A 26,488-nucleotide genomic window follows, 5' to 3' on the forward strand; every position below is an offset into this window, starting at 1 on the left:
CAGACGGACCTCGACCTGGTGAGCGTGGACTCCACCGCTGCCCGGGCCCGTCCCCACGGGCCGTTCCCCCGTGCCCGGCGGCGTGGAAACCGGGCACGGGGGCGACGCGTCGCGGTGCGTGATGCGGGGCAGTCAGGGCATGACGACCTTCATCGCACGGGCACCGCGAGGTACTGGTACTCCAGGAACTCGTCGATTCCGACCCGGCCGCCCTCGCGGCCGAGGCCGGACTGCTTGACGCCGCCGAAGGGTGCGGCCGGGTTGGACACGAGACCCGTGTTCAGCCCCACCATGCCCACCTCCAGCCGCTCACTGACGCGCAGGGCACGGTCGAGGCCCTCGGTGAAGACATAGCCGACCAGGCCCCAGGGGGTGTCGTTGGCCCGGCGGATCACCTCGTCCTCGTCGTCGAAGGTGAGGATCGCGGCGACCGGGCCGAAGATCTCCGTGTCCATCAGGCGACTTGCGGGATCGACGTCGGCCAGCACGGTCGGCGGGTAGAAGCAGCCGGGGCCTTCGGGAGTCCTGCCGCCGACGAGCACCCGGGCGCCGCGCTTCACCGCGTCGGCGACCAGCTCCTCGACCTTGGCGCGCCCCCTCCTGTCGATCAGCGGACCGACGTCGACGCCTTCCCGGGTGCCAAGGCCCACCACGAGCGCGCCCATCCGCTCGGCCAGGCGACGCCCGAACTCCTCCGCCACCGAACGGTGTACGAAGAAGCGGTTCGCGGCCGTGCACGCCTCGCCCATGTTGCGCATCTTGGCGACCATCGCACCGTCCACCGCCTTGTCCAGGTCGGCGTCCTCGAAGACGACGAACGGTGCGTTGCCGCCCAGCTCCATCGACGTCCGGACCACCGCCTGAGCGCTCTGAGCGAGCAGCAGCTGTCCGACGGCGGTGGAACCGGTGAAGGACAGCTTGCGAATCCGCCCGCCGCGCAGGAGCGGTTCGCACACCTCCCCCGCACGGGAGGTCGTGACGACGTTCAGCACGCCGTCCGGCAGCCCGGCCTCCTGGAGGATCGCGGCGAGAGCCAGGCTGGACAGAGGAGTCTGCGGGGCGGGCTTGAGCACCATCGTGCAGCCGGCGGCGACCGCCGGGCCGATCTTGCGGGTGCCCATGGCCAGCGGGAAGTTCCACGGGGTGATCAGCAGGCAGGGGCCGACCGGACGGCGCGAGAGCAGCATGCGGTTGCGGCCGTCGGGCAGGGTGCCAAAGCCGCCGTCGATGCGCGCGGCCTCCTCGGAGAACCAGCGGAAGAACTCGGCCGCGTATGCCACCTCTCCCCTGGCCTCGGCCAGCGGCTTGCCCATCTCGGCCGTCATCAAATGGGCGAGCTCGTCGGTGCGCTCGATGATGATCTCGTAGGCGCGGCGCAGGATCTCGCTGCGCACCCGGGGCGCAGTACGCGCCCACTCCTCCTGCGCCCGCACGGCCGCTTCCTCGGCGAGCCCCGCGTCCTTCGGGCCCGCGTCGGCCACGTGGCAGAGGACCTCGCCGGTGGCAGGGTCGTCGACGGGCAGGGTGGCGCCGTCCGAGGCGTCCACCCAGGCGCCACCGATGAACAACTGCGTAGGTGTGTCGGTCATGAGTTCTCTCCTGGTTGTCCCGGTCGGTCGGCGGCGGGGTCGAGCAGTTCCGCGAGGTGCAGGGCGCGGATGCCCCGGTCTCCGGCGAGGTGGTCGATCTGGGTGGCGCAACTGAAGCCGTCGGCCACGACGACAGCCGGTGTCCGTGGGGCGATGTCGTCGAGGCATGGCCTCAGGGCGATGTCGGCGACGGCCATCGAGGTGTCGTAGTGCTGCTCTTCGAAGCCGAAGTTGCCGGCGAGTCCGCAGCAGCCCTCGGCCTCGTCGACCTTCCGTACGCCGAGGCGGCCGAGCAGGTCTCGGGGGTGGCGGCCCTTGAAGGTGGCGTACTCGTGACAGTGGGTCTGCAGCACGACGGTGTCCGGCAGCTCCGGTGGCACCCACCCGGGTGCCGCGAGGTCGGTCAGGGCTCCGGTGAGGGTGTGGACGCGGGCCGCGACGCGCCGGGCGGCGTCGGTGCCGAGGAGTTCGGGCACGTCACGCTTGAGCGCTGCGGCACAGCTCGGTTCGGCCACGACGATGGGCCGGTCGTCGCCGTTGTCCAGGCGGTCGACCGTGCGGGCCATGATGCGGCGCGCGCGGGACAGCTGTCCGGTGCTCACCCAGGTCAGGCCACAGCACAGGTCGTCCTCCACCGTGCAGGGCATGCCGGCGTCGGCGAGTACGCGGCTCGCCGCCCCGGCCACCTCGGGGCGGAAGGCGCGGGTGAAGCTGTCCACGAAGAGAAGCGTCTTCGCCGGTTCACCGGTCCTCGCCATGAGCAGGGCCTTGCGTAGCGCCTGCCGGGAGGCGAAGGCGGGGATCCGGCGTCTGGTGGTCACGCCGCCGAGGCGTGCGAGCAGCTTCCCGAGGGGTCCGCGCAGTAGCGCGTTCACCGGGCGGGCCGCGTATCCGGCGAGCCTGGACGTCAGGGGCAGCCAGCCCAGGGAGTAGTGGGAGCGGGGTCTGACTCTGCCCTTGTAGTGCTGGTGCAGGAACTCCGCCTTGTACGTGGCCATGTCTACACCGACCGGGCAGTCGCTGGAACAGGCCTTGCAGGACAGGCACAGGTCGAGGGCGTCACGCACCTCGGTGGAGCGCCAGCCGTCCCGGACGGTTCCGCCCCGCACCATCTCTTGGAGCAGGCGGGCCCGGCCCCGCGTCGAGTCGTTCTCCTCCCCGGTGGCCCGGTAGCTGGGACACATCACGCCGCCGGCGTCGCTGCGGCAGCGGCCGACACCGACACAGCGTCGCGCCGCTCCCGCGAAGCCGTCCTCGTCATGCGGGAAGGAGAACAGCGTGTCGACGGGCAGCACCTCGGAGGGGGTGTGCAGCGCCAGGTCGGCGTCGAGACGGGAGGGGGCCACGATCACGCCGGGGTTGAGCAGTCCCTCGGGGTCGAAGATCTCCTTGAAGGCGGCGAACGTCCGGATCATCCGGTGGCTGTACATGACCTCCAGCAGCTCACCGCGCGCCCGCCCGTCGCCGTGCTCGCCCGACAGGCTTCCGCCGTGGGCGACGACCAGGGCGGCGGCTTCCGAGAGGAACCGGCGGGTGGCGGCCCGCCCCGTGTCCGTCGCGAGGTCGAAGTCGATGCGCACGTGGACGCATCCCGCGCCGAAATGGCCGTACAACACGCCCGTCAGGCTGTGCGCGGCCAGCAGCTTGCGGAAGTCGCGCAGGTAGGCGGCCAGGTTCCCGGGCGCAACGGCCGCGTCCTCCCAGCCCGGCCAGGACTCCGAGCCGTCGACGAGCCGGGCGGCGAGCCCCGCCCCGTCCTCGCGGACCCGCCACAGCGAGCGCCGCTCGGCCGGACTGTGAGCGACCCGCCCACCGGTCATCCGGCCCTGTGCTCTGAGCACGTCCAGCAGTTCGGCGGCGCGGGCATCGACGGCCGCCTGGTCGTCGCCGTCGAGCTCCACGTACAGCCAGGCACGCCCCTCGGGCAGCCCGGTGACGGAGTCCGGACCGCGCCGAGCACGCATGGTGGCGACGATTGCCTCGTCCATGCCCTCCACGGCGGTGGGGTTCCAGCGCAGGATCTCGGGGACGTCCTCGGCGGCGTCGACCACGTCGTCGTAGCCGAGGGTGAGCAGTGTGGAAGCCTGTGCGGTCGCCACGAGGCGGACCGTCGCTGCGGTGACGACCGCACAGGAGCCCTCGGTGCCCACCAGAGCGCGGGCCATGTCGAAGCCGTGCTCGGGCAGCAGGTGGTGCAGCTGGTAGCCGGAGACCTGGCGCGGCACCCGGCCCAGCTCGGTACGGATCGACGCCAGATGGCCGTCGATCAGGCGGCGCACGTCCGATTCCAGTCCGGCGACCCGCTGGACGGCGTCCGTGTCGTCCGGGTCGGCGGCCCGCAGTCCGGTGCGGTCGGCGACGGCCCGCACGCCGTCGGCGGTCACGATCTCCAGCGCCTCGATGTGCCTACTTGTGCGCCCGTGCCGCACGGACCGGTTGCCGCACGCGTCGTTGCCGATCATGCCGCCGAGGGTGCAGCGGCTGTGCGAGGACGGGTCGGGACCGAAGGTCAGCCCGTGCAGGGCGGCCGCGGACCGCAGCGCGTCCAGGATCACTCCGGCCTCGACGCGCGCGGTGCGGGCCACCGGGTCGATGTCCAGGATCCGGTTCATGTACCGGGAGAAGTCCAGCACGACGCCAGGTCCGACGGCGTTGCCCGCCATGCTGGTGCCGCCGCCGCGTGCGGTGACCGGGATGCCTGTCTCCCGGCAGGCCCGCAGCACCGCTACGACGTCGGCGGCGCTGCGGGGAAACACCACGGCCCGTGGCGGGACCCGATAGTTGGAGGCGTCGTAGGCGTAGAAGCCGGTGGCGCCGGGACCGGTTTCCACCCGCAGGCCGGGAGCGGCCTCAGCGAGCCGCGCGACCAGGGGCTCCAGGGCTGTGGTGGTGTTCGTCATCGCCGTGCCACTCCCGATGTGCCCGCCTCGACCGCGGTCGCCCACGCCTGGAGGCCCTCCCCCACCGCCGCCTCGTCGATGACGAGTGCCGGAATCATGCGTACGACCTGGTTCCAGGCCCCGCACAGCAGCAGGAGCAGGCCCTCGTCGATGGCGGCGCGCTGCACGCGGGCGGCGGTCTCGGGGTCGGGGCTGCCGTCCTCGGTGACGAACTCGGTGGCGAGCATGAGGCCGAGGCCGCGCACGTCGCCGATGCCCGGCGTCCGTTCGGCGACCGCCTCCAGGCCCTGGCGCAGCCGCTTGCCCATCGCCTCGGCGTTCTCGACGAGTTTTTCGTCGCGTACGACGTCGAGAGTGGCGCAGGCCGCGGCGCAGGCGACGGCGTTCGCGCCGTACGTACCGCCCTGCGAGCCCGGCCACGCCTTGGTCATCAGCTCCTCGGAGGCGGCGATGCCCGACAGCGGGAAGCCGCTGGCCAGGCCCTTGGCGGTGACCAGAATGTCGGGTGCAACACCGAAGTGGTCGTGGCCCCAGAAGCGGCCGGTGCGGCCCACTCCGGTCTGCACCTCGTCGAGGATCACCAGGAAGCCGTGCCGGTCAGCCCGTTCCCTCAGGCCCTCCAGGAAGGCGCGAGTCGCGGGCACGTACCCGCCCTCGCCGAGCACCGGCTCGACGATGACGGCGGCCGTGTCAGCAGGTGAGGAGATCGTCTGGAGTGTGTAGTCCAGCTCCTGCAGGGCGAATCGTGTCGCGGTCTCCTCGTCCCAGCCGTAGCGGAAGGCCGAAGGGAAGGGGGTGACGACGACACCGCTCATCAGCGGGGAGAAGCCAGACCGGAAGCGGGTGCCGGAGGTCGTCATAGAGGCGGCGGCCACCGTACGACCGTGGAAGCCACCGTGGCAGACCAGGATGTTCGGCCGACCGGTGGCCTGCCGGGCCAGCCGCAGCGCCGCCTCCACCGCCTCGCTGCCGGAGTTGGTGAAGAAAAGGCTGTCGAGCCCTTCTGGCAAGACCTCGCCCAGCCTGTCGACAAGTTGCCGCAGCGGCTGGTGCATGACTGTCGTGTACTGGCCGTGGACGAGGGTGCCCACCTGTTCCTGGGCAGCCGCCACGACCTTGGGGTGGCAGTGCCCGGTGCTGGTTACGCCGATGCCAGCGGTGAAGTCGAGGTAGCGGCGGCCATCCTCGCCGTAGAGGTGGACGCCCTCTCCCCGGACCGCCACCACGGGCGTGGCCTGGCGAAGGTGCGGCGACAGTGCAGTCATGTTCGTCTCCCGGCGGGTCGTCGGTCTGGCTCCGGTCTGGTCGAGCATCTCCGCGGACCTCAATGACGCCAACGCTCGATCTGTCCGGCCGCGCCGCGGCATCTGGACGTTGTGTCAGCCGCAACGGGGCCTCATGCCCCGCTCGTCCTGCTCACAGCGGCCCTTTCAGAGCTCTTGCGCAGGTCAGTGACGCTTGTCAGGGTGACGGAGCACCCAGGGAGGTCTCATGCGCGAGAAGCACCACACGGCTCCAAGGCCCGTCACCGCCGGTCGTGACGCCTCCTTGCCGGGCCCGAACATGGCCACCGTTGGCCATCCGCTCACCGTGGCCGATGTTCTGGCCCTTCCCGTCCTGTCCGCCGGGCAGCCACAGGTGGTCACCGGAGTGGACCGGCTCGACCGCGCTGTCCGCTGGGTCCACATGACCGAGCTGACCGACCCTGCCTCTTTCCTCAAGGGCGGCGAACTCGTCCTGACCACCGGCATGCCCCTGCCCGAGGAGCCGGCCGGTGTACGCCGCTACGTGAACGAACTCGCCGACATCGGCGCGGCGGCCCTGGTCATCGAACTGGTCCGCCGTTACCACCGCCCGCCCGACGCCCTGGTCCATGCCTGCGAGGCCCGCGGGCTCCCTCTTGTGACTCTGGCAAAGGACGTCAACTTCCTTGAGGTCACACAGGTCGTCCACGCTCTCATCCTCGGCAACCAGGCCGAGGAGATGCGCCGGACCCAGCGCATTCACGAGGCGTTCACCGCCCTCACCCTGCGTGGCGCTGGACCCGAGGAGGTCGTACGTGCCGCCGCTGAGATGAGCGGCCACACAGTCGTACTGGAGAACCTGGTCCACCAGGCACTGATCTGCGCACCCTCCGCCGGCACACTGGAGGTGGCACTCAGCGACTGGGAACGGCGCTCACGAGCGACACCTCCGGCCAGCCACACATCCGTGTCCATGCCCAGCGGCTGGCTCGTGACATCCGTGGAGTACCAGGGCGAACGCTGGGGCCGGGTGGTCATGCTGCCCGCCCCGCCAGGCCGGGCCACCCCCTCGTCATTCGGCCCCGCCGCTGTGACGGTCCTAGAGAGAGCTGCGATGGCCCTCACCATCGCCCGCGTCATCCACCCCGTGCCCTGGGAACGCACCGCACACCGCAACCTCCTGCGCGACCTCGTCGGACAACGTCACCATTCTCCTGTGGATGTCGATGCCCGGGTCGCCGCACTGGGTCTGCCCACCAAGGACTGCAGCTTCATGGCCGTGCTCGCGGACTTCCCTCAAGAGAGCGACGCAACGAAAGGCGAGGCGCTCCTCTGCGAAGAGCTGAGGAAGCGAGGGACACAGGCCCTCGTCGGCGTTCTCGGCCCCACGCGCCTCGGCATCCTCCTACCCCTGCGCCCCGGCCAGCCCTGCCCACCCATAGTCGAACACCTGAGCCGCACCGTACTCGAGTCCGTGCCAAGGACAACAGTCAGCACAGGCAGCGAGGCAATGGACCTCTTCGGCGTCGCCCGATCCTTCCGCGAGGCGACCCGCGTCGCCGAAGCCACCGAACCCGGTCAGCCGCTCCCGCCGGGACGCTCCTACCACGAGCCGTCCGACATCGGCCTGCGCCGCCTGCTCTTCGCGCTCCGGGAAGACACCCGGATCCAGGGCTTCACCGAGCGCCGGCTCGGCCGGCTCCTCGACCACGATGCCCGCCATGGGACGGACTTGCTGACGACCTTGCGCCACTACCTTGACGCGGCAGGCAACAAAACCCTTGCAGCCCGCTCCGGCGGTCTGTCCCGCGAGACCGTCTACCAACGTCTGCGCAGCATCGAGCGGATACTCGACTGCGATCTCGAGTCGGGCGAACACCGCACCGAACTACACGTGGCAGTCACAGCGCTCGACGTCCTACGGGCCAAGTGAGTCAGGGAGGCGAACCGGCGCGCACATGACGCATGCACCGCGGTCTCGGCAGTCGGCTTCAGGGAGCTCTCGACGGGGTCGAACGGACCCGACCGCGACATCGTCCACGCCTTCACCGAGCGGGGGTTCGATGCACTGGACCCAAAATGGAGCGGGGGGACTGTAAATCGTTCGGCCCTGTCTCACTGTTGGTGGTGACGGAGCGCGCTGCTGTCCGAGGAGGATGCGGTGGCGAAGCAGGGTGAAGCCTGCTCGTCCGTGCAACTGGTGCGCGATCTGCTTGGTCTTGGTGTTGACACCCTCGGTGAGGCCGTTGCTGTACGCAAGCGTGAGGGCGGCGTTCATGGCGTCGCGGTCTCGTTCCAGACCTCGGGCGAAGGCACCCAAGCCGATCCAGGGCGACGACCTGGAACGCCCATCGGCGCGCTGCCACGTCGGTCGGCGGAGGGAATCCCAGCCGGCACTGTCCGCCTGGCGCTGCGAACGCCGGGGCCGGGCCCTGGACTTCGGCCGGCCACACCGGCACGACCTGCGCGAGATCATGAACGCGATCCTGTACGTGGACCGCACCGGCTGCCAGTGGGCCTACCTCCCGCACGACTTCCCGCCCCACCAGACGGTCTACGGCTGCTTCGCCAAATGGCAGACCGATGGTATCTTCGCCCAGCTCAACGGCCTGTTTCGGGAGTTGGTGCGCCAGCAGGAAGGCAAGCACCGCCACCCGTCGGCCAGCGTGATCGACACCCAGAGCGTCAAGACCTCCACCTCTGTGCCCGCCAGGACGCAGGGCATCGACGCGGGCAAGAAGACATCCGATGCGAAGAACGTGTCAAGCGGCAAGGGACAGACGGGGTTCTCGCGTGGTCGGGAAAGCCACGGCTTCGTTGAACGGCACGCGGTGGGTCAGGCAGTGGTGAAGGCAGCCGATCATCCGGTTGAAGAGGTTTCTCTGGGCGGCTGTGTGACGGTCTCCGGCTGCACGTCGGCGGTCGTAGTGGGCTCGCGCTCCGATCGAGTGGGCCATCGCTGAGAAGGCCCACATGCAGCCGACGCTGGCCAATCTCTGATTCTTGACTCTTCGGGCTGTGACGGACACGCTCTTGCCGGAGGCTCTGGTGACGGGAGCGGAAACTGCGTACGCCTTCAGACCTCTGGCGTCGGCGAACCGGGCCCGGTCGTCGCCGATCTCGGCCAGAACACGGGCCCCGCTGAGCGGGCCCAGCCCAGGAAAGCTGGTGATGATCTCCGCGTCAGCATGGGCTTCGAACGCCTGCACTGTGGCTTCAGCGAGATCATCGACACTTGCACATGCGGCCTCCAGCTGCCGAAGCAGCGCCAGCGCCTGCCGTCCCATCGCCTCCTCGACCTGCGGGAGATGGCGCATCTGCGGCACGCGCAGTGCACCGTGCAGACGCTCGACCTCTCTGTCGATGGTGTTCTTGCGGCCTGCCTTTTTCAGCAGGGCCCGTAGCTGGGCTCGGGTGAGCATGGCTGCCTGGCACGGGGTGGGGGCCGCGGCCAGAAGAGCCCGGGCTACGGGGTGGAAATGCCCTCGCGTCGGTGGCCGACGGCGGCCAGATAGCCGGGGAAGTACTCGCGCAGATGTGAAGTCAGCTTGTTCCCCGCCTGGGTTCGGTCCCAGACGGCATCCTGTTGGGCGCGGGCGAGAACCGCGACGGCCTGGACATCGGATTGATGGCGTAGACGGGGCGGCCGGTCGCCCTCAGGCTGGCGACCAGGAGACCACGGCTGGTCTCGATGGCCACCGGGACGGGATCCTGCGGACTGTCACCGTGGGCGGCAAGCATCCGAACCAGCTGGTCGAGCCCTGCTGCCGTGTCATCGATGCGAGCCCGGGCCAGCAACGATCCCGTCTCGTCGACGACGGCTATGTCGTGATGGTCGCTGGCCCAGTCGACACCGCAGAACGCTCTCACTCGCCTCACGCTTTCTCGTTGAACATGTGTTGCGGCTGGTCACAGCCGTGCAGGGCATGCGTCTCTCTAATGGAAGGGCTCAACGGCCCGACATCCGGTTAGCCGTTCATGACCCCAGCGACCTGTGGGGCCCTCGGGCTGAAACGGAGCTGGTGACTCCCGACCGGATAAGAGGTGATCCCCGCAGGCGGCTTGGACCACGATCATCATCGGTGATCAAGCGGTCGCTCTCGTCGCCGACTGCGAGCGTCAGCACACGTCAGTCTTCTTTGAGGGCTCAAAGCCCCGATCGTGGGCGGACGTTGCGCTGACGCCAGCGGCCGACGACGAGAGGAAAGCTTCAGCAGCTCAACTACCGCCCAGTAGATCGTGGGCCGCAAGCGCAGCATCATCACCGACACCCTCGGCCTGCCGCTGGCGGTGCTGGTCACCGCGGACGGCGTCCAGGACTCCACCGCCGGACGCGCCCTGCTCGAGCAGGCCGCCACCAGCCACCCCACCCTGCGCAAGGTCTGGGTCGCCGGCGGCTACCGCAAGCACTTCGTCGAGCACGCCGCCGCCCTCGGCATCGACCTCGAAATAGTCCAACGCGCCCCCGCGACCAGGGGATTCACCCCGATTTCGAAGCGGTGGACGGTCGAGCACACCTACGGCTGGCTCACGCCGCACCGGCGCCTGGCGCGCGACTGCGAAACCCACCCGCACCGCTCCGAGGCCATGATCCAGCTCGCCACGACCGACCTGATGGCCCGCCGCCTCACCGGAGAGACCACCATCTCCTGGCACGACCTGACATCACCGGATCAAATTCGCATCCCGGGATGAAACAACAGGATAAAACGCCCCCTAAGGGTCGCGAATGCACGTTTGATCTACGTAGAGACAGGGCTTTGGTCCAGCCTTTCGTGCGCATGAGCCGCACGGCGCGAATCTGCGCATGGCGTCCACGGCGCCGGCGTCAGCGCACCGAGCGCACCCGGTAGGTGAGAACCGCACCGACGGTCGCGCCGATACCGACGGTGGTGAAGAGGGCCGGGTAGCCAAGGCCCGAGGTGATGATGACGCTGGCGATAAGCGGGGCGAGGGCTGGTGGGACGATCGCACCGATGTTCATGATGCCGAGGTCCTTCGCCCGGCTCTCGGCATCGGGCAGGACTTGGGTGATCAGTGCCTGGTCGACGGCCATGTAGGCGCCGAAGCCGCCGCCCATCAGCGCGGACGCCACGATCTCGTGGGACATGCTGGGGAAAGCGGCGACAAGGAAGCCGGCGAAGGCTTGCAGGAAGGCGGCGAGGGCCACGAAGATCCGTCGTCTGCCCAGCCGGTCGGAGAGTGCGCCCGCGAGGTACGTGGCCACGAGCCCGGCGAGCAGGTAGGCGATCGTGGCCATCAGCAGGCTGCTCTCAGGGTCCTTCACCTTCAGGGAGTCCGCGAGGAAGTAGAGGGTGTAACAGGTGCCGAGCGAGTTGGCCATGTTGACCAGCAGGCGCCCGCCGAAGGCCCAGGCGAACTCGCGGTTCCTGAGCGAGTCGGCCATGGACGCGAACACCGCGCGCAATGACAGGGGCGACTCCGGCCCGTGCAAGACCTCTCGGTACGAGATCAGGAACGGCAGGGCGCACACCACAAGCAGCGCCGCCATGACGACGTAGCCGTTCGCGGCCGAGAGGCTGAACACCGACACGATGGCGATGCCGACCACCACGCCGAGGGCCTGCGGACCGTAGATGGCGCTGGAGATCATGCCGCGCTGCCGCTCGGGTACCCGGTCGGCGATCACCGCGGTCAGGCCGGCAGTCGCGGCGCCCAGTCCAAGCATGGCCGCCGACCACGCCAGGGTCACTCCCCACACAGTGGTCTGCGCACCCGTGGCCAACAGCCCGGCCGCGAACGCCAGCGCGCCGCCGCCGAGCCAGGCCCTGCGCCGACCGAAGCGGCTGCGCGAACGGTCGCAGAGCGCTCCGGCGACCGGGAGTGCGAGCAGCGCGACGAAGCCCGAGAAGCCATTGACGACGGCGTAGTCGGTGACCTTGCCGGACGGGTCGATCTCCTGCAGTTGCTGGGGGATCAGCAGCTGCAGGGGGACGAGGTTGGCCATCCAGTAGCCGAACCAGACGAGGCTGTATACGGCTGTCCAACCACGGGAGACGGGTTGAGTGGGTCCGTCTGCGACGACACCCATGGAGGCTGCCGCCACCACGGGTGCGGGTGATGAGAACTCGGCGGGCATCGGGCCTCCGGGAGGTGGGTTCGGCCAGAAGGGGGACTGGGGGGTGACACAGCGGGAAATTTCAGAGGAACGCGTGTCCCTCGCCTCGGTAGGTGCGCGCCTGGCCGACGACCTCGGAGCCCGACACCAGGTGGAGGGTGTTGACGCGTTCGCACAGCTCGCCGGCCTTGGCATGGCGCAGCCACACGTGATCGCCGAGACGCAGGCCGTGTGCGGCCTCGCCCAGCACGGGGGTCTGGACCTCTCCAGCGCCTTCGAGCGGGGTCAGCTTCAAACCCTGGGGCCAGCTGAGGGTCGGCAGCCGGTCGGTGCCCACCGGGCCGGAGGCGACCCAGCCGCCCCCGAGCAGAGTGGCGATCTTCGCCGTGGGACGGCGCACGACGGGCATGACGAAGAACGCGGCGGGCCGGGGCCGGAAGCGGCGGTAGTGGTCGAACAGTCCCGGGCCGTAGAGCCCGGATCCCGCGCCGATCTCGGTGATGACGTGCTCGGCGGCGGTCTGCTCGATGGAGCCGGTGCCTCCGCCGTTGACGAACTCCAGTGGAGCGACGTTCTCGACGGCAGCGATGGCGGCGGCCCTGCGTTCGGCGAGTTCTCTGGCCGACAGGCGCTGCATGGCCCGCCGCAGCACCCCCTGGATCGGGGAGCCGAGCGGGTTGTCTCCCAGGCCGGCGATCTGGCCCTCGTACGACATCACGCCCACTAGCCGGAAGCCGGCCCGCTCGGTGATGGCGCGGGCCAGTTCCGCGGCCTGCTGCGGGGTGTGTACGGGTGAGCGGTACGGGCCCAGGTGGACGCGCCCGCCGAACAGTTCAAGGGATGCGTCAAGGTCGATGCACACCCTGAGGTCGGGGCGCTTGGGGCCTACGGCGTCGTCGACGAAGTCGAGGTGGCCGACCGAGTCGATCATCAGGGTGACGCGTTCGGCGGCGCGGTCGTCCGCGGCGAGCGTGCGCAGCGCTTCCCGGTCGGTGGTCGGGTAGCCGATGACCACGTCGTCGTGCTCCTCGGCCAGCCACAGGGCCTCGGGCAGGGTGAAGGCGAGGATGCCGTGGTAGCGCGGTCGTTCGGCTGCGCGTCGGATCAGGTCCCGGCTGCGCACGGACTTGCTGGCGAGGCGGATGGTGGCGTTGCCGCTTGTGCGGCGGGCCAGGTCGGCGGCATTGAGGTCGAAGGCGTCCAGGTCGACGACCGCGAAGGGGGGTTCCAGGTGTTCGGTCGCCTTGGCGAGGTGGGTCATCCGGACCTCGCTCAGCCCGCTGACGGCGGCCCGCACCTTGTCGGGCGTGGATATCGCAGGTGTGCTCATGCGGTCTTCCTCGGTCGTCATCGCGCGCCTCCGGACGCGTCGGAGAGCCGGGTACGTCCGGCGCCCAGGAGACGGTCGCGCTCGCGCCGTCCCTTGGCCTCGATGGTGGGCACGAGCAGGCGGATGAGCTGCGGGACCGCACCCGCGATCTGCTGGACACGGCCGGCGAAGGTCGGGAAGACCACCTCGGTCGGCTTGGTGCGGAACGTCCCGACGACGACCTTCGCGACCTCCGCGGGCGGGACCGACTTCTCGGCGAACGCGGTGATCGCGGTCGGGTCGTTGAGTTCCTGGTCGAGCATCCGGGTGCGGGTGGACGCCGGGTGGATGATCGTGAAGTCCAGCGGGCCGTGCCGTTCCTCCAGCGCCACGGCGTGGTGGAAGGCGCGCAGCCCGTGCTTGGTGCCGCCGTAGGTGGCGTATCCGGGCAGCGCCAGGAACGAGGTCATGCTGCAGATCGTGACGATGTGGCCGCTGCCCCGCTCAGTCATCCTCGGGATGGCCGTGTAGACGCCGGTCATGGCGCCGAGCAGGTTGACCTCGACCATGGCGCGGTGCTGCTCCAGGCTCAGGTCCCGGGTGTTGCCGGTCGTGATGATGCCGGCGTTGTTGACCAGGATGTCGACGGGGCCGAATTCGCCCTCGGCCGCATCGAACGCCTTGGTCCAGTTCTCCGGGTCCCGGATGTCGAGTCGGAAGGCGGCGGAGCGTCCGCCGAGGCGGGCGGCGGTGGCCTGCGCGGCCGCCTCGTCGACGTCGGTCAGCAGCACACGGTGGCCGGCGCCGACCGCGGCTTCGGCGATTGCGGCTCCGATACCGGCCGCCGCGCCGGTCACGAGGACGACACGGTCGTGCTGGGGTTGCTTGCTCATGGCCTCAGACTTTCTCCTGGACGCTAGTCCAAGTCAATCGTTCAGAAGTGGCCGGAACGCGACCTTTACCTTCCGGCCCATGGCCGAAACACCACCGTTCACAGATGGAACACCTCGATGTGGCCGTCGTTGAGTTCGACGGCGTGCACGGGGTCGTCGGTCGGGACGGTCGCCGCGAACAGGGTGTTGCCGTCGCCGCCGGCCACCAGGCAGCTCAGCGTGTGCTGGCTTGTGGCGACGCGGTCGAGGATCCGTCCGCCCTCCTCCACTCGGACGCACTCGCCGCGCAGCGCGTTGGCGACCCAGACGGTCCGCCCGTCCGGATCCCAGGCAAGGCCGTCCGGCGCGATCGGCGAGGAGGACCGCTTGGCGATCTCCGGATGGTCCATCAAGGCGGAGATCTTTCGGGTGACCTTGCCGAACACGCCGCCGTCGTTCACCATCCGCCACAGCAGAGGCGACACCAGCGAGCCCCAAGGGCGCGGTGCATCGAGCGTGCCGTCCGGCCGCACCGGGAGCGCGGCCAGGCGCAGACCCAGCGTCTCAGCGGCGATCAGCATCGCGCCGTCCGGGCTGAGCAACAGCCCGTTGGGGAACATCAGCGGTTCCGACAGGCCGAGCAGGTCCCCGTCCGGGTCGAAGACGGCGATGGGCGCCCGCGGCGGACCTGGCGGCTCGTAGAGCCTCGAGTTCGGGTTCTCACGGTCGAACGTGTAGTAGTCGAAACCAAAGTTGCCGACGTAGGCCCGCCCTCGCGCATCGACCAGCATGTCGTTCACCGGACCGCCGGTGATCTTCCGCAGATCCGCGTGCTCTACCAGCTCACCGTCGGGTTCGAGCCGGTAGACGCAGCCCCCGTCCATGGATACGACGAGCAGACGCCCGTCCGGGAGCCATCCCAGACCACCGGCCCGTCCGGGCACCTCGCACATTGTGTCCAGCCGCCCGGCCCCGTCCCACCGATGCACCGTGCCGTGCCCGAGATCGGAGAACCAGAGGGCGCCCTCGTGCCATCGCAGGGACTCAGGGACCCCGAGGCCACCTATGACGATCTTCGCTTTCCGTTTCATTACGGACCACTCCCGGCGTGAGTCATGGCGTTGGCCGCCGCGGGGGAAGGCAGGAGAAGAAGAAAGTTGGTCAAGCGTCCTAGACGCTTGACTTGCACGGGCGACCGTCTCACTCTGAACGGACCGAAGTCAACGCCTCGCAGGAGATTCCGTGACCGATCCCCAAACCGTCAGTGACGCCGGTACCGCATCGGGCGTGACGATCGCCGTGGACAATCCCGCTACCGGAGAAGTGATCGAGCATGTCGCGGACACCTCTGCGGAGCAGGTCGCGGCGGCCGTCGAACGCGCGCGGCACGCTCAGCCCGGCTGGGCCTGTCTGGGTGCCGATGTCCGTTCGCGGCTCTTCGCCCGCGCCCGCCACTGGATGCTGACCCATCGTCGGGAAATCGTGGCCTCGATCGTCGCCGAGAACGGCAAGGCGGAGGAGGACGCCGTCATCGAGGTCGTCTACTGCGTCGGCGCCTTCGCCCACTGGGCGAAAAGCGCACCACGCCTGCTCGCCGAGAACCGGGTGCGCTCACTGTCCCCGCTGGTCTTCGGCCGCCGCATGTACACGCAGCGGGTACCGCTCGGAGTGGTCGGCGTCATCGGCCCGTGGAACAACCCCCTGATCAACTCGTTCGGCGATGCCATCCCCGCGCTCGCCGCCGGCAACACGGTCGTGCTCAAGCCCTCCGAGTGCACACCGCTGAGCGCCTTGCTCATGGAGCGGATGACGCGCGAGTGCGGTTGGCCCGAGGACGTGTTCCAGGTCGTCACGGGCGCCGGCGCTACTGGGCGGGCCGTGGTCGACAACGTCGACTTCGTCATGTTCACCGGTTCCACCAGGACCGGCCGCGCCGTCGCTGCGCGCGCCGGCGAGCGGCTCGTCCCCTGCTCCCTCGAACTCGGCGGGAAGGACGCCCTGATCGTCCTCGCGGACGCCGACATCGAGCGGGCCGTCAATGTCGCCCTGCACGGTGCCCTCGTCAACGGCGGCCAGATGTGCACCTCGGTCGAGCGGTGCTACGTCGAGGCCCCCGTGTACGACAGGTTCGTCGCCCGGCTGCGCGAGCGCTTCGCCGAGGTCACCCAGGCCAGGCCGGACGGTCCGGGCAGCACCGACGTGGGCGCCCTGACCTTCCCGCCCCAGATGGACATCGTGAGGGACCACGTCAAGGACGCCGTCGAGCGTGGGGCGCGGGTGCTCGTCGGCGGGCACGCGGGTGCCGGGCCCGGCCGGTTCTTCGAGCCCACGCTGCTCGTCGACGTCGACCATTCGATGGCGTGCATGCGCGAGGAGACTTTCGGCCCCACGCTGCCGGTGATGAAGGTGGCCGATGCCGAGGAGGCCGTACGGCTGGCCAACGACAGCTCCTACGGCCTGCAGGCCACCATCGTGGGCAAGGACACCACCCGGGCTCGACGGCTGGCCGACCGACTGGAGGTCGGCTGCGTCACCGTCAACGACGTCCAGTCCAACTACATGGCGTTCGGACTGCCCATGGGCGGCTGGAAGGGGTCCGGGCTCGGCGTACGGCACGGCACCGAGGGACTGCGCAAATACACCCGGCTCCGGTCGGTGTCGGTGAACCGGTTCCCGCTGCGCCGCGATCCGCACATGCTGCCGTTCGACCCCGCGTCCTACCGCTTCATCCTTCGCCTGGTGACCGCGATGCACGGCAGGCGCTCGCCCTTCACCAGGAAATGACCCCGGTCCGGCACCGGGAAACGCCCCGGTGCCGGCACCCGTGACCACACGAGAGGCACAGTTGCATGTCCGCTACGACCGCTGACGCGGCCCCCGTCCAGCACGAGTCGGTCGGCCCCATGCCCGATGGCGTCGCACTCCCGATGCCACCGCAGAACCCGACGGTCGAGGAGGAGCGCCTGATCCGCAAGCAGGAACTCGCCGCCGCCTTCCGGCTGTTCGCCCGGTTCGGCTTCTCCGAGGGGGTCGCGGGGCACATCACCGCCCGCGACCCGGAACACCCTTCCGCGTTCTGGGTCAACCCCTTCGGGATGGCCTTCGGGCAGATCCAGGTCTCCGACCTCATCCTTGTCGACCACGACGGGACCCTGCTGGAGGGGAAGCGGCCCGTCAACAAGGCCGCGTTCTGCATCCACTCCGAGGTCCACCGGGCCCGCCCCGACGTGGTCGCGGCCGCGCACACCCACTCCTTGCACGGCAAGGCGTTCTCCAGCCTCGGCATCCCGCTGGACCCGATCACTCAGGACGCCTGCGCCTTCCACGAGGACCACGGGCTGTACACCGACTACCGCGGCGTCGTGAACGACACCGAAGAGGGCCGCCGGATCGGTGTGGCCCTGGGATCGGGCAAGGCGGTCGTCCTGCAGAACCACGGGCTGCTCACCGTCGGGGCGTCGGTGGCCGAGGCCGCCTGGTACTTCGTCACGATGGAACGCTCCTGCCAGGCCCAGCTGCTGGCCATGGCCGCCGGTACGCCCAAGCAGATCGACCCCGACACGGCGCGGATGGTGCGTGAGCAGACGTCCGGCCCGCTGCCGGGCTGGTTCCAGTTCCGCCCGCTGTGGGACCGGATCACACAGCAGGAACCGGATCTGTTCGACTGACGGACCGACCGAGAAAGCCCGAGGGGCGAGCCGCGAGGCTCGCCCGTCCCAGGCATACGGTCCCGTTGGTCCGCGTCAGGCCGACAGTGCTCCCGCACTGCTCACGGCGAGGGTCTCCAGGTGCCTGGCGGTGAGGCTCAGGACCTCGCGACTGGTCTGGGTGTCGCGGTCGATCAGCCAGCACATCGTGAGCCCGTCCAGCACGGAGTTCAGGTAGCGGGCAAGGACCGGAACGGGAACGGTCCACCGCACGCCCGTCTTCTCGCCGATGTCCGTCATCAGCTCCTCGTGCACATCCAGGTAGTGCCGGTACTGCCGGCGCGCCAGCTCTTCCATGCCCGCCTGTCGCAGGGCGTAATGGGCCAGCTCATAACCGGCCAACTGCTCGCCGGGGCTGGCCTGCACGCCCTCCCAGAAGGTGCGCAGGCTCTTCTCGATGGCCGGACGCAGCTGCGTCTCCCCGGCGCATGCCTGCCGCGAGGCGAGCACGAATCCGTCCGTGACACGCGTGATCACCTCTTCGAGAAGATCCTCCCGCGAGTCGAAGCAGTAGTGGAAGACACCGAGGGTCATGCCCGCCTCGCGGACGATGGAGCGGGTCGTCGTCCTGGCGACACCTTCCCGAGTCACCACCTTCATCGCTGCCGCGATGAGCTCTTCTCGCCGCTCCTTCAGCGCCATACGGGCCATTCGGCTGCCGCTCCTCCAGATCGAGTCGACCTCCAGGCTATCAGCAGTGTCCAAGACAATCGTCTTGGACACTTGACTTACTCCTTGAAGCTGAGCGACCGTATCGGGAACCACGCGCAGGCGTGATCGCCCTTGGGAGGCAAGAGTGAAACCCAAAGCCGCCGTCGTGCTGGACGGATTCGGTGTCCTGGAGTCGTTGCGCTGGCAGGACGACTCCCTGTGGTTCTGCGACATGGCTCATGGCACGGTCCACCGCTGGGACACCCGGGGCAGGCCCGAGAAGGTCGTCGATGTTCCCGGCCGCGCCGGCGGGATCGGTTTCCTGCCCGACGGGCGGATGCTGGTCGTCTCGATGGAGGGCCTGTGCGTTTAGGCGAACTCATCGGCCTGAGCGAACCGTTGGCGTTCACGAACGGCCTCTTCCCCATCGACGAAGGCCGGACGATGCTCGTCGCCGAGACGCCGGCGATGAGGCTGGTGGCACTGCCCGTACTGGCCGACGGGCGACTGGGCCCGCCGCGCCCCTGGGCCCCCCTGATCGAACCCTGGCTGTGGAAGGCGGTCACCGACCCAGGACTGGTCGGCAGCATCACCCGCCGCATCTCTGCCCTCCTGGATCACCAGGCCATCGCCGACCGCTCCAGCAGCCCCATCGCCCCCGACGGCATCGCACCGGGCAAGGGCGGCACGGCCTGGGTCGCCAACGCACTGCGCGGCGAATGCGTCCGTGTCGGCCCCGGCGGCACGATCATGGACCGCGTCTCGACCAGCCAGCGCACGCTCAGTTGCCTGGTCGCGGGCCCGAAGGGTGACACTCTCTACGCGGCGACCGTACCGACCGACGACCCACCGCGCTCGGGAGCTCAACGGTTCCCGGATCGAGGCGTACGTACTCCCCTCCTGACCACAGCCCCGCGCACTCCCCCGCCGGCTTCCCCTTCTCCCACGTCCCGCGACGCTCGCCGCACCTTCGAGAACAGGAACATCATGGCAAGGATCACCGACCGTACGATCCTGATCGTCGGCGCGTCCTCGGGCATGGGGGCCGAAGTGGCACGCCAACTCGCCCCCGGGAAGAACCGGTTGGTCATCACGGCCCGTCGCGCCCCCGAACTGGCCCGGATCGCGGAGCAGGTACGGGCCGCCGGCAGCAGCTGCCTGGACATCGCCGCCGACGCCCTCGACCCACGCCGGGCAGCCGACGTGGTGGCGGCCGCCGCCGGGGAATTCGGGTCCGTCGACATCGCGCTGCTCAATGCGGGTGCCGGGCCGGACATGGCCATGGACCAGCTCTCCGTCGCCGATGTCTCACGGATCACGGCGTTGAACTACGACGTCGTCGTCAACTATCTCATTCCCCTGACCGAGCAGATGCTGCGCCAGCCCGACGGTGGCCTGATCGCCCACACGAACTCCCTCGCGGGGCTCATGGGCATTCCCCGCCAGGGCCCGTACTCGGCCGCCAAGGCTGCGGCACGCACGCTCCTGGACGCGGCACGCGTCGAACTCGAGCCCCGGGGAATCCGGTTCACCAACATCTTTCCGGGCTTCGTTGCCACACAACGCATCAGCGAGGACGGCCTGCCCAAACCGTTCGAGATCAGCGAGGAGCGCGGGGCACGGCATGTCGTCCGCGCCCTTGAGAGGGAACCGGCCCAGGCGTATTTCCCCTGGCCCACAGCGGCGCTGGTCCGCACCCTGCGAGCCCTGCCGACGCCGCTCGCCTCCCTCATTCTCCGGCAACTGGCCTACCGATAACCCAAGCCGGCCCTCAACCCACCCGATACGCAAAGAAGCAATCCACGAGCGGCGGGAACGCGAGAGCCTCGCCGCCGCCCGACGTCACTCCCATGGAGTCGGTGACCTTGCGCAGGTAGGCCGTATAGATCCGGCTGTTCACGTAGCCCTTGTGGCGCGGTGACGCGACGAACCTCACGCCACCGGTCAGGTCGGGACGGTCGTGGCGGATCCGCTGGACGAAACGCGCGGCACGCTCCGAGTTCGCCGTCAGGCGGCGTCTTGACCAACTCGCCAAGCTGGGCCTGGTCCGCTTCCGCTGCGACTTCGCCCGCCCGCTGGGCGGTTGGCCCGTCGCGGTCACGTTCTGGGCCTCGGCCCCGGTCAAGGAGCTGCCCGCCATCGGGCACGCCCTCGTGCGTCTCCCCGAAGTCCGCAACCGCGCCGCCGTCACCGGCGAGCACGACCTCGTCATTCAGGCCGCTCTGCACTCCGTGAGCGACGTGCTGCGGCTGGAGACCCGTCTCTGCGACGTCCATCCCAGCCTTGTCGTCGCCGACCGCACGATGACCCTGCGCCACGACAAACTCCTGGGCCGGGTCCTCGACCCGCGCGGCCGGTCACTCGGTGTCGTCCCGCCCGACGTGTGGTCCGAACCGGGCACGTCCGCCACGGCTGGGTGAGCTTTCCGCTCCGCCGGGCTCAGGCCTCCCGGGGTCGGGTGTGCTGGAGGAGGTGATCGGCAAGCAGTTCGAGGACCGCCCGGCTGTCATCGCTGTCGCGGTCGACGAGCCAGGTGACGCTGAGGCCGTCGATCATCGACTGCATGTACCGAGCGAGCACCGGCACAGGCACCGTCCACTCGATGCCGGCGTTGTCGGCGGCCAGTTCCAGCAGGGAGGCGAACGCGCCCAGGAAGATCTCGTACTGCCGTCTGGCCACGCTCTCGAAGCCGGGATTGCGCAGCGCGTACTGCGTCAGCTCGTAACTGATCTGGTGTTCCCGCGGGTTCGCCTCGAACCCCGTCCAAAACGCGTTCAGGCTGTCGAGAATGCTGTCGCGGATCTCCCGGTGCGGCGCGAACAGACCGCGGGCCTCCGCGACGTACCGCTCGGTGAGGGTCTCCGTGACGAGTTCGAGCAGCTGCGCCCTGGAGTCGAAGCAGTAGTGGAACACCCCCAGGGGCATACCGGCCTCGTTCACGATCGCGCGGGTGGTGGCCTTGGCCACGCCGTCCCGCGTCATGACCCGGATCGCCGCTTCGAGGAGCTCGGCCCTCCGGTCGCTCGCCGCCATGCGGGGCACACGCTCTCCTCTCTTCACCTGCAGGTTCGCCCGCCAGGATAGCGGTGCGCAGGTGCCCGACCCAAGATATGTGAGTCAACCGTCCAAGACACACGAATTCCTGCCCGCGGGGCGCGACCGCTCCCCCTCACAGCCAAGACAATTGAGCCAGCGACCCGACCGGTTGACTGAGCCAATTCAATGTGGGCGTGGCTCATGTTTCCGCGGCCGAGCCGCCGAGTCGTCCGCCCACTGATCGAGTGCCGTACCTTTGGTGGTCGACCCGCCCGGACACTCGAGCAGCTTGCCGCTCTTCGCGCAGGCCAGGTGGAAGGCGCCTTCGTGGTTGGGCAGGAAGCCGGGGAGGCAGGCCGCCGGCCTTCGATCGCGAGACCTACAAGCAGCGCAACACCGTCGAGCGGTGCATCAACCGCCTGAAACAGTGGCGTGGGATCGCCACCGGCTACGAGAAGACCGCAACCATCTACCTGGCCGGACTCCATGTGGCAGGCATCTTCCTCCGGTCCGCCCGCTACCGCCGGCCCGGAGCAGTGGAAGTCGGCGTCCACCCGACTCGACACCCGGGCCGTCGGCTTGCCCGCCCTCGGCCACCGACAAGGAAGTGGCCCGCGGACTCCGTCGGCGGGTCATCACGAAAGATCGAGGTTAACGTCGGCGCTCGCCCGGCCCTCTGTTCTGGTCCTTGACGCCCTGTCGAACCCGATGGCCCCAGGCGAGTAGAGCCGAGGCGTCGTCGGTCCATTCGGGCGTGCCGGTGACCTCGCCGTGCGGCTGCAGCCGTTCGATCAGCGCGTACCAGGCCTCGACCTGCGCGGTATCCTCCGGACCCATGGGACAGAACCCCCACCATGTCGGCTGGTAGGCGGCGAGGCGGCCCTGGACGCTCGGTGACGGGTAGAGGCCCGGATCGGTGTTGATCCGGCGCTCGGACAGGGTCTTCAGCACCCCCTGCTCGATCATCTGCCGGTGACTGATGATCTCCCTGCCTTCCCTGCGCGCTGGGTAGACTGGCCAGACCGGACCCGGGTTCTCGAAGGCGGTGAGTTCGGGCGCCAGTTCGTCCACCCGCTGCCAGGTTGCCTCGCTCCAGGGCCCCATCCCCACCGTGGAGTCGAGCACGTGGCGCATCCGCTGTGCGCAGGCCTCGTTGACTGTCTGCGCCAGTGCCACCCAAGAGGCGGTCTGCTCACCGCTTCGGATGACCACCGGGACCCAGATGTGGTCCCGGCCGGCCGACGTCAGCCTGAGCGAGTATGTCTCTTCGCCGTCGTGGTTGGAGAAGCCGGCGGACAGTATTGCGGCTAGTGGGACGCGCACGGTGCGCCATAGCCCCGGGGGTCTGAACCGCCGGGTGATGGTGACCGTCACCCCGTCGAACACCACTCGGGTCCAGAGCGTCGCGGCCTTCAACGGTCGCGGGCCCGACTCCTGACGAGTCACCTTCACCGAGGTCTTCTCCTGGGCCGCCAACGTCTCCTCCTGAGGGCGAGAGGCTCTCCTGGATCACCCGGAGCCCGTATTCATCGGATTACCCCACAACAGCTCCGGCCATCCGGGCCAGGGCTCGGCCTAGCCCGGCCATCCGGGCCAGGGCTCGGCCTAGTCTCGACCCCGCAAGCGCGGCATCCGAGCGGTGATCCCGGTCCCGAAGGACCAGCGACGCCACCGGCTGCGACGGGGCAACCGGGGAGGCAGGCCGCAGGCCTACGATCGCGAGACCTAGAAGCAGCGCAACACCGTCGAGCGGTGCATCAACCGCCTGAAACAGTGGCGTGGGATCGCCACCCGCTACGAGAAGACCGCAACCATCTACCTGGCCGGACTCCATGCGGCAGGCATCTTCCTCCGGTCCGCCCGCTGGTCCAAACAAAAACCGCCAGCCGACGGCGAGGAGATCAAGCTGATGTGCCTGCGCTACGGCGTGACCATCAGCAAGTGCTTCGCCCCTACTGCGCCTGAAGCAACCACTACGAAGACTCCTCTCCTGCCAACGACATCCTCGCCCGCGGCCCCGAAGGCGCCCTCGACTGAAGGTTCCCCGTGATCTCGGAGACGGTTCTGTCACGCGGCGAGGGAATCAGTGGCCCTCACGCACCTCGTCGGCGCCCGGTTCGCCGCACCCTCAGATGCGGGCGAAGACGTTGACCACCACTCCGATGTAGAGAACGACGAGGATGGTCCAGAAGGTGTAGACGATGCCGGGATACCGGATGTAGAGAGGTATCCGGATAGTCGGGTAACGCTTGCGAAGTTCACGTGGGGTCGGCGTACCTCCGAACTGCTGAGAAAGAGCCGCCTTACGCCACACCTTGTCGAGTTCGGCTTCACGCCACTGGCGGGGATTGAGCATGACAGCGGCGCGGTCGTCACCCACGACGAGCACCGCGCCGGCGATGCCGCTGGAGTTGATATGGGTCCGGGCCACGAAACCGGGCCCTTCGATGATGGTCAGCCGGCGCGCCCAGTTGCGCACCAGCACGGCGCCGTCCACGAGTGCCACATGCGTGTTCACGGTGTGCAGGACCGCATAGGCCACGTACCACAAGAAGGGGAGCGTGACGATGGCGATGGCCGCGGGTACCCCCATCGGCCCAAGCCCTTCACTGGTGCCGCGCCCGCCCGCGAGCATGCGCGCCATGCTTATGCCCGGCACGATGACCGCCGGTACGATGGCCAGTGCCACGCGCCCGAACCGGCTCTTGTCCGGGGATACGAAAAGCTCTCTACGGCGGTCACTCATGGCTGCCAGCCGGTCTCTCCGCACGCGGCGACAAAACGAAGGTCGTCACAGACATCGTCCGCCCACACAACTCCGTTCCACTCCTGTTCACTTCTGCGCTCCTTCATTGGATCCAGGTGCCCCTGGTGGGGCACAACTGCCTTGGCTGCAGCTCGGATTCAGACCGCAGAGGGCCGAGCTTCTGCTGCACACGCTTCGCCGGCAATCGTTCCGCGGCTGACCACTGTGCCCGGTCAGTCGTGGGCGCTCTCGCGGTTCGTTCCCGCCTGCCGGTCTCCGGCAACCTGTAACGCACTCAACGTGGCGCCCTTCATTCAGGACTCAGGCCGGTCGACGGCGATGTGCGTCAAGCGACGGCGAGCGGCGATCCTCCAATCGCGCTTGTCGAGCGGCCCGAGGACGACGAAGAATCTCACCTCAGCACTAAGCCCTGCGCGAGCAGCGCCGTCGAACCTTCGGAGGCGGTGGGCGTGTACAGAGCTGTCCTCGCACTCTCGTTGCCACTTCACGGCAGCCTTCCGGCCGTCCGGCAGGTAGCCGGTCATCTGGCCGCCCGTGTGGTCGCCCCTGACCCGCTGCACGTCAGTGGTTCCCGCATCCCGAGAGGTGGCTTCCCCAGGCCGATCAGGTACCGGGTCCCAGGGCCGGCACTTTGAGTGTCCTCAAGATCGTGGAATCGCGTCCGGCTTACGCCAGTTCGTACAGACTGGCATTCACCGGTAATCCGGGGCGAGTTGGGCAGTCGGAGCAAGATCGTCGGCGGTCTCCTGGTTCCTAGGCGGAGACAGGGAAATCCTTGCGCTTGATCTTGGCGCGGCGACCGTCGGGGTGGTGGAAGACGATGCCCTCGGCCAGGACGCCGGGGACGAAGCGACTCTCCAGTTCGGCAAGGAAGTCACGGAGGCCGACGTAGTCGCGCGGCACACCCTGGTAGACCGGCACCTCCAGGTTGAACGGCACGCACCGATGGTCGTCCAACCGCAGGGGGTTGCCCTGGATGCGGGGGCCGAGCGCTTCGCAGGAGTGCTCGCCGTCCGGCCACGAGGTGACGTCAGTATTGCGGGCGGCGGCGAGAACCCACTTGTCCTCCGCGGCACTCTCGGCGGTGTCGACGTACCAGCCGTCCTTGATCCCCTGTTCCTTCTGCAGCTTGCTCGGGTTGCGCCGCTTCTCCACCCGTACCAGCTGGCCCGCCCGGACCGTGAGACGGACGTTGGTTCCGTCGAGCTTCTCTGTCGGGGCCCCCTCGCCATCGAACACCCATGCACACTCCACCCGCGGCCGGTCGACGACCCGAAAGTCGCTGTCCCGCTCGAACAGCGTGGGGATCTTCTCCATGACCTGCATGCCCTTTCTGACGTGGCCGATCAGTTCCTCGTGAGTGATGGCACCAGACGCCAGGCCGCCCGCCAGCGCGCGGACCAGGTCCGCGACCGAAACTTCAGCCTCGACGGCAACCCGCTTCAACGCCTTCTTCTCCTCGGGCGAGATCCAGGCGACCAGCCGGGACCAGCCTTCGGGCGGTGTCCATCGCGCGAGCTGCTCCGGATTCTTCCGGGGCCGACCGCGTCCTTTGCGCTCCTCCATGGGTTGGACCCTAGGCGGGAATTTAATGGTGTGTCAATTGGCATAACAGAAAATGGCAGTTCGGTCCTTCGGGCGTTGTGGCCTGTCGGACTGGCCAGAACGACGCGACAACCACCCCGGGGCCTGCGCCTACATGGAGGCGGAACCGGCCGACGGCGAGGAGGTCCAGCTGACGCGCCCCGCGCTGCGGCGGGATGCTTGAACGTGACGAAATCGTCGGCGGACACGGCCGGGTGTGAGCCGCGCCGGCGCCAGCGGTTTCTCCCAGGGCAGTCGCTGGTCGGCCACCAAGGTTCGGGATAGGCGGAGTTGGGTGTAGGCAGCGAGGATGAGCCAGGTCCACCGGTCGGCCTGTTCGGCGTCCGATTTGGTGACGAAACGTCAGAAATTCGGCCCGCCGCCGCCGTTGCAGGCTTCTACACCGCGGGCCCGTGTGGTGTTCGACGGGACGACGGTCACTGTCACCTGGCGGCTCAGGCCGGTGCCGCAGAGCAACTGGCCACCCCGCCGGTGGACTACATCTCGACGTACCAGCCCACATGGTACGGATTCGTCACCAACGAGCCGACCGAAGCCGCGGAGGCCGAAGCCTGGTACGCGCTGATCGAGCGGCTACAGCCGGACGGCGGTGTCACCGGCACACCCGAATGGGCCGAGCAGGCGTCGACTCTTCTCGCCTGGGGCCATCGGGTGCGGCAAGGCATCGCGGACCAGTACTGATCTGGTGGGGCCCGGCCGGACTTCGGGCTGATGCAGGTACGTCACCCG

20 protein-coding genes and 6 pseudogenes are annotated in these 26,488 nt (G+C 68.9%); 11 read left to right on the forward strand and 15 right to left on the reverse strand.

Annotation, left to right across the window (positions count from 1 at the left end; translation table 11 throughout):
• Positions 1–149: 149 nt before the first annotated feature.
• From ACQF4J_RS00895 to ACQF4J_RS00905, 3 genes are read right to left on the reverse strand one after another with little or no spacing between them, the layout of a single operon-like run.
• Positions 150–1,589, reverse strand: a complete 1,440-nt coding sequence (locus ACQF4J_RS00895) for an NAD-dependent succinate-semialdehyde dehydrogenase (RefSeq protein WP_427164188.1) — start codon at positions 1,587–1,589, stop codon at positions 150–152.
• A complete protein-coding gene (locus tag ACQF4J_RS00900) occupies positions 1,586–4,489 on the reverse strand; it encodes an FAD-binding and (Fe-S)-binding domain-containing protein (RefSeq protein ID WP_427164190.1) in 2,904 nt (967 codons plus the stop codon). Before ACQF4J_RS00900 ends, ACQF4J_RS00895 begins: the two co-directional genes overlap by 4 nt.
• Positions 4,486–5,754: an aspartate aminotransferase family protein gene (locus ACQF4J_RS00905; RefSeq protein ID WP_351582022.1), complete on the reverse strand. Its 1,269-nt coding sequence runs from the start codon at positions 5,752–5,754 to the stop codon at positions 4,486–4,488. Before ACQF4J_RS00905 ends, ACQF4J_RS00900 begins: the two co-directional genes overlap by 4 nt.
• A gap of 226 nt (positions 5,755–5,980) precedes the next feature.
• Between ACQF4J_RS00905 and ACQF4J_RS00910 the strand changes: the two genes are divergently transcribed.
• A complete protein-coding gene (locus ACQF4J_RS00910; RefSeq protein ID WP_351582024.1) occupies positions 5,981–7,666 on the forward strand; it encodes a PucR family transcriptional regulator in 1,686 nt (561 codons plus the stop codon).
• A gap of 213 nt (positions 7,667–7,879) precedes the next feature.
• Here the strand turns inward: ACQF4J_RS00910 and ACQF4J_RS00915 are convergent.
• Positions 7,880–8,053 (reverse strand): annotated as a pseudogene (locus ACQF4J_RS00915) (transposase); the annotation flags it as partial.
• A gap of 19 nt (positions 8,054–8,072) precedes the next feature.
• Here ACQF4J_RS00915 and ACQF4J_RS00920 point away from each other — a divergent pair.
• Positions 8,073–8,474 (forward strand): annotated as a pseudogene (locus tag ACQF4J_RS00920) (transposase); the annotation flags it as partial.
• Positions 8,475–8,495: 21 nt separating this feature from the next.
• On the opposite strand, the pseudogene ACQF4J_RS00925 reads toward ACQF4J_RS00920, so the two are convergent.
• Positions 8,496–9,603, reverse strand: a pseudogene (locus ACQF4J_RS00925) (IS110 family transposase).
• Between the two features lie 366 nt (positions 9,604–9,969).
• Here ACQF4J_RS00925 and ACQF4J_RS00930 point away from each other — a divergent pair.
• Positions 9,970–10,428, forward strand: a pseudogene (locus ACQF4J_RS00930) (transposase); the annotation flags it as partial.
• Positions 10,429–10,561: 133 nt separating this feature from the next.
• On the opposite strand, the gene ACQF4J_RS00935 reads toward ACQF4J_RS00930, so the two are convergent.
• The 4 genes from ACQF4J_RS00935 to ACQF4J_RS00950 all read right to left on the reverse strand — a co-directional run bounded on the left by ACQF4J_RS00935 (position 10,562) and on the right by ACQF4J_RS00950 (position 15,084).
• Positions 10,562–11,833: an MFS transporter gene (locus ACQF4J_RS00935; protein WP_351582026.1), complete on the reverse strand. Its 1,272-nt coding sequence runs from the start codon at positions 11,831–11,833 to the stop codon at positions 10,562–10,564.
• A 61-nt stretch (positions 11,834–11,894) separates the two neighbouring features.
• A complete protein-coding gene (locus ACQF4J_RS00940; protein WP_427164192.1) occupies positions 11,895–13,142 on the reverse strand; it encodes an amino acid deaminase/aldolase in 1,248 nt (415 codons plus the stop codon).
• A 17-nt stretch (positions 13,143–13,159) separates the two neighbouring features.
• Complete coding sequence (locus ACQF4J_RS00945) at positions 13,160–14,014, reverse strand: SDR family NAD(P)-dependent oxidoreductase (RefSeq protein WP_351801560.1); 855 nt, start codon at positions 14,012–14,014, stop codon at positions 13,160–13,162.
• 98 nt (positions 14,015–14,112) lie between these two features.
• On the reverse strand, positions 14,113–15,084 hold the full coding sequence (locus ACQF4J_RS00950) for an SMP-30/gluconolactonase/LRE family protein (RefSeq protein WP_427164193.1): 972 nt from the start codon (positions 15,082–15,084) through the stop codon (positions 14,113–14,115).
• A gap of 151 nt (positions 15,085–15,235) precedes the next feature.
• On the opposite strand from ACQF4J_RS00950, the gene ACQF4J_RS00955 reads away from it, so the two are divergent.
• Complete coding sequence (locus ACQF4J_RS00955) at positions 15,236–16,777, forward strand: aldehyde dehydrogenase family protein (RefSeq protein WP_427164194.1); 1,542 nt, start codon at positions 15,236–15,238, stop codon at positions 16,775–16,777.
• Between the two features lie 65 nt (positions 16,778–16,842).
• Positions 16,843–17,661 carry a class II aldolase/adducin family protein gene (locus tag ACQF4J_RS00960; protein WP_427164195.1) on the forward strand — a complete coding sequence of 273 codons (819 nt, stop codon included), beginning with the start codon at positions 16,843–16,845 and terminating at the stop codon, positions 17,659–17,661.
• Between the two features lie 75 nt (positions 17,662–17,736).
• On the opposite strand, the gene ACQF4J_RS00965 is transcribed toward ACQF4J_RS00960, so the two are convergent.
• Entirely contained in the window at positions 17,737–18,423 is a 687-nt protein-coding gene (locus ACQF4J_RS00965) for a TetR/AcrR family transcriptional regulator (RefSeq protein WP_351801566.1), read from the reverse strand.
• A 73-nt stretch (positions 18,424–18,496) separates the two neighbouring features.
• Here ACQF4J_RS00965 and ACQF4J_RS00970 point away from each other — a divergent pair, with 73 nt between their 5' ends.
• Complete coding sequence (locus tag ACQF4J_RS00970; protein ID WP_427164196.1) at positions 18,497–18,724, forward strand: SMP-30/gluconolactonase/LRE family protein; 228 nt, start codon at positions 18,497–18,499, stop codon at positions 18,722–18,724.
• On the forward strand, positions 18,715–20,109 hold the full coding sequence (locus tag ACQF4J_RS00975) for an SDR family NAD(P)-dependent oxidoreductase (protein ID WP_351582040.1): 1,395 nt from the start codon (positions 18,715–18,717) through the stop codon (positions 20,107–20,109). The genes ACQF4J_RS00970 and ACQF4J_RS00975 overlap by 10 nt, the downstream gene beginning before the upstream one ends.
• Positions 20,110–20,122: 13 nt before the next feature.
• Here ACQF4J_RS00975 and ACQF4J_RS00980 read toward each other — a convergent pair whose 3' ends face one another.
• Positions 20,123–20,251 (reverse strand): hypothetical protein, encoded by a 129-nt coding sequence (locus ACQF4J_RS00980; protein WP_351801572.1) that lies wholly within the window; start codon positions 20,249–20,251, stop codon positions 20,123–20,125.
• A gap of 7 nt (positions 20,252–20,258) precedes the next feature.
• Here ACQF4J_RS00980 and ACQF4J_RS00985 point away from each other — a divergent pair, with 7 nt between their 5' ends.
• Complete coding sequence (locus tag ACQF4J_RS00985) at positions 20,259–20,771, forward strand: hypothetical protein (protein WP_427164198.1); 513 nt, start codon at positions 20,259–20,261, stop codon at positions 20,769–20,771.
• Positions 20,772–20,790: 19 nt separating this feature from the next.
• On the opposite strand, the gene ACQF4J_RS00990 is transcribed toward ACQF4J_RS00985, so the two are convergent.
• Positions 20,791–21,384: a TetR/AcrR family transcriptional regulator gene (locus ACQF4J_RS00990; protein WP_351582061.1), complete on the reverse strand. Its 594-nt coding sequence runs from the start codon at positions 21,382–21,384 to the stop codon at positions 20,791–20,793.
• A 341-nt stretch (positions 21,385–21,725) separates the two neighbouring features.
• Here ACQF4J_RS00990 and ACQF4J_RS00995 point away from each other — a divergent pair.
• Positions 21,726–21,878 (forward strand): annotated as a pseudogene (locus ACQF4J_RS00995) (IS5/IS1182 family transposase); the annotation flags it as partial.
• A 160-nt stretch (positions 21,879–22,038) separates the two neighbouring features.
• On the opposite strand, the gene ACQF4J_RS01000 reads toward ACQF4J_RS00995, so the two are convergent.
• Positions 22,039–22,863, reverse strand: coding sequence for a hypothetical protein (locus tag ACQF4J_RS01000; protein WP_427164199.1), 825 nt, complete (start codon positions 22,861–22,863; stop codon positions 22,039–22,041).
• A gap of 142 nt (positions 22,864–23,005) precedes the next feature.
• On the opposite strand from ACQF4J_RS01000, the pseudogene ACQF4J_RS01005 reads away from it, so the two are divergent.
• A pseudogene (locus tag ACQF4J_RS01005) lies at positions 23,006–23,221 on the forward strand (IS5/IS1182 family transposase); the annotation flags it as partial.
• 294 nt (positions 23,222–23,515) lie between these two features.
• On the opposite strand, the gene ACQF4J_RS01010 reads toward ACQF4J_RS01005, so the two are convergent.
• Both ACQF4J_RS01010 and ACQF4J_RS01015 read right to left on the reverse strand, forming a co-directional pair.
• Positions 23,516–24,076, reverse strand: a complete 561-nt coding sequence (locus ACQF4J_RS01010) for a hypothetical protein (RefSeq protein ID WP_351801578.1) — start codon at positions 24,074–24,076, stop codon at positions 23,516–23,518.
• 831 nt (positions 24,077–24,907) lie between these two features.
• Positions 24,908–25,720 (reverse strand): hypothetical protein, encoded by an 813-nt coding sequence (locus tag ACQF4J_RS01015; protein WP_351582047.1) that lies wholly within the window; start codon positions 25,718–25,720, stop codon positions 24,908–24,910.
• A 309-nt stretch (positions 25,721–26,029) separates the two neighbouring features.
• On the opposite strand from ACQF4J_RS01015, the gene ACQF4J_RS01020 reads away from it, so the two are divergent.
• Positions 26,030–26,440 (forward strand): hypothetical protein, encoded by a 411-nt coding sequence (locus ACQF4J_RS01020; protein WP_351582048.1) that lies wholly within the window; start codon positions 26,030–26,032, stop codon positions 26,438–26,440.
• Positions 26,441–26,488 lie beyond the last annotated feature (48 nt).

Source organism: Streptomyces sp. C1-1, assembly GCF_050214755.1.
Lineage (GTDB): Bacteria > Actinomycetota > Actinomycetes > Streptomycetales > Streptomycetaceae > Streptomyces.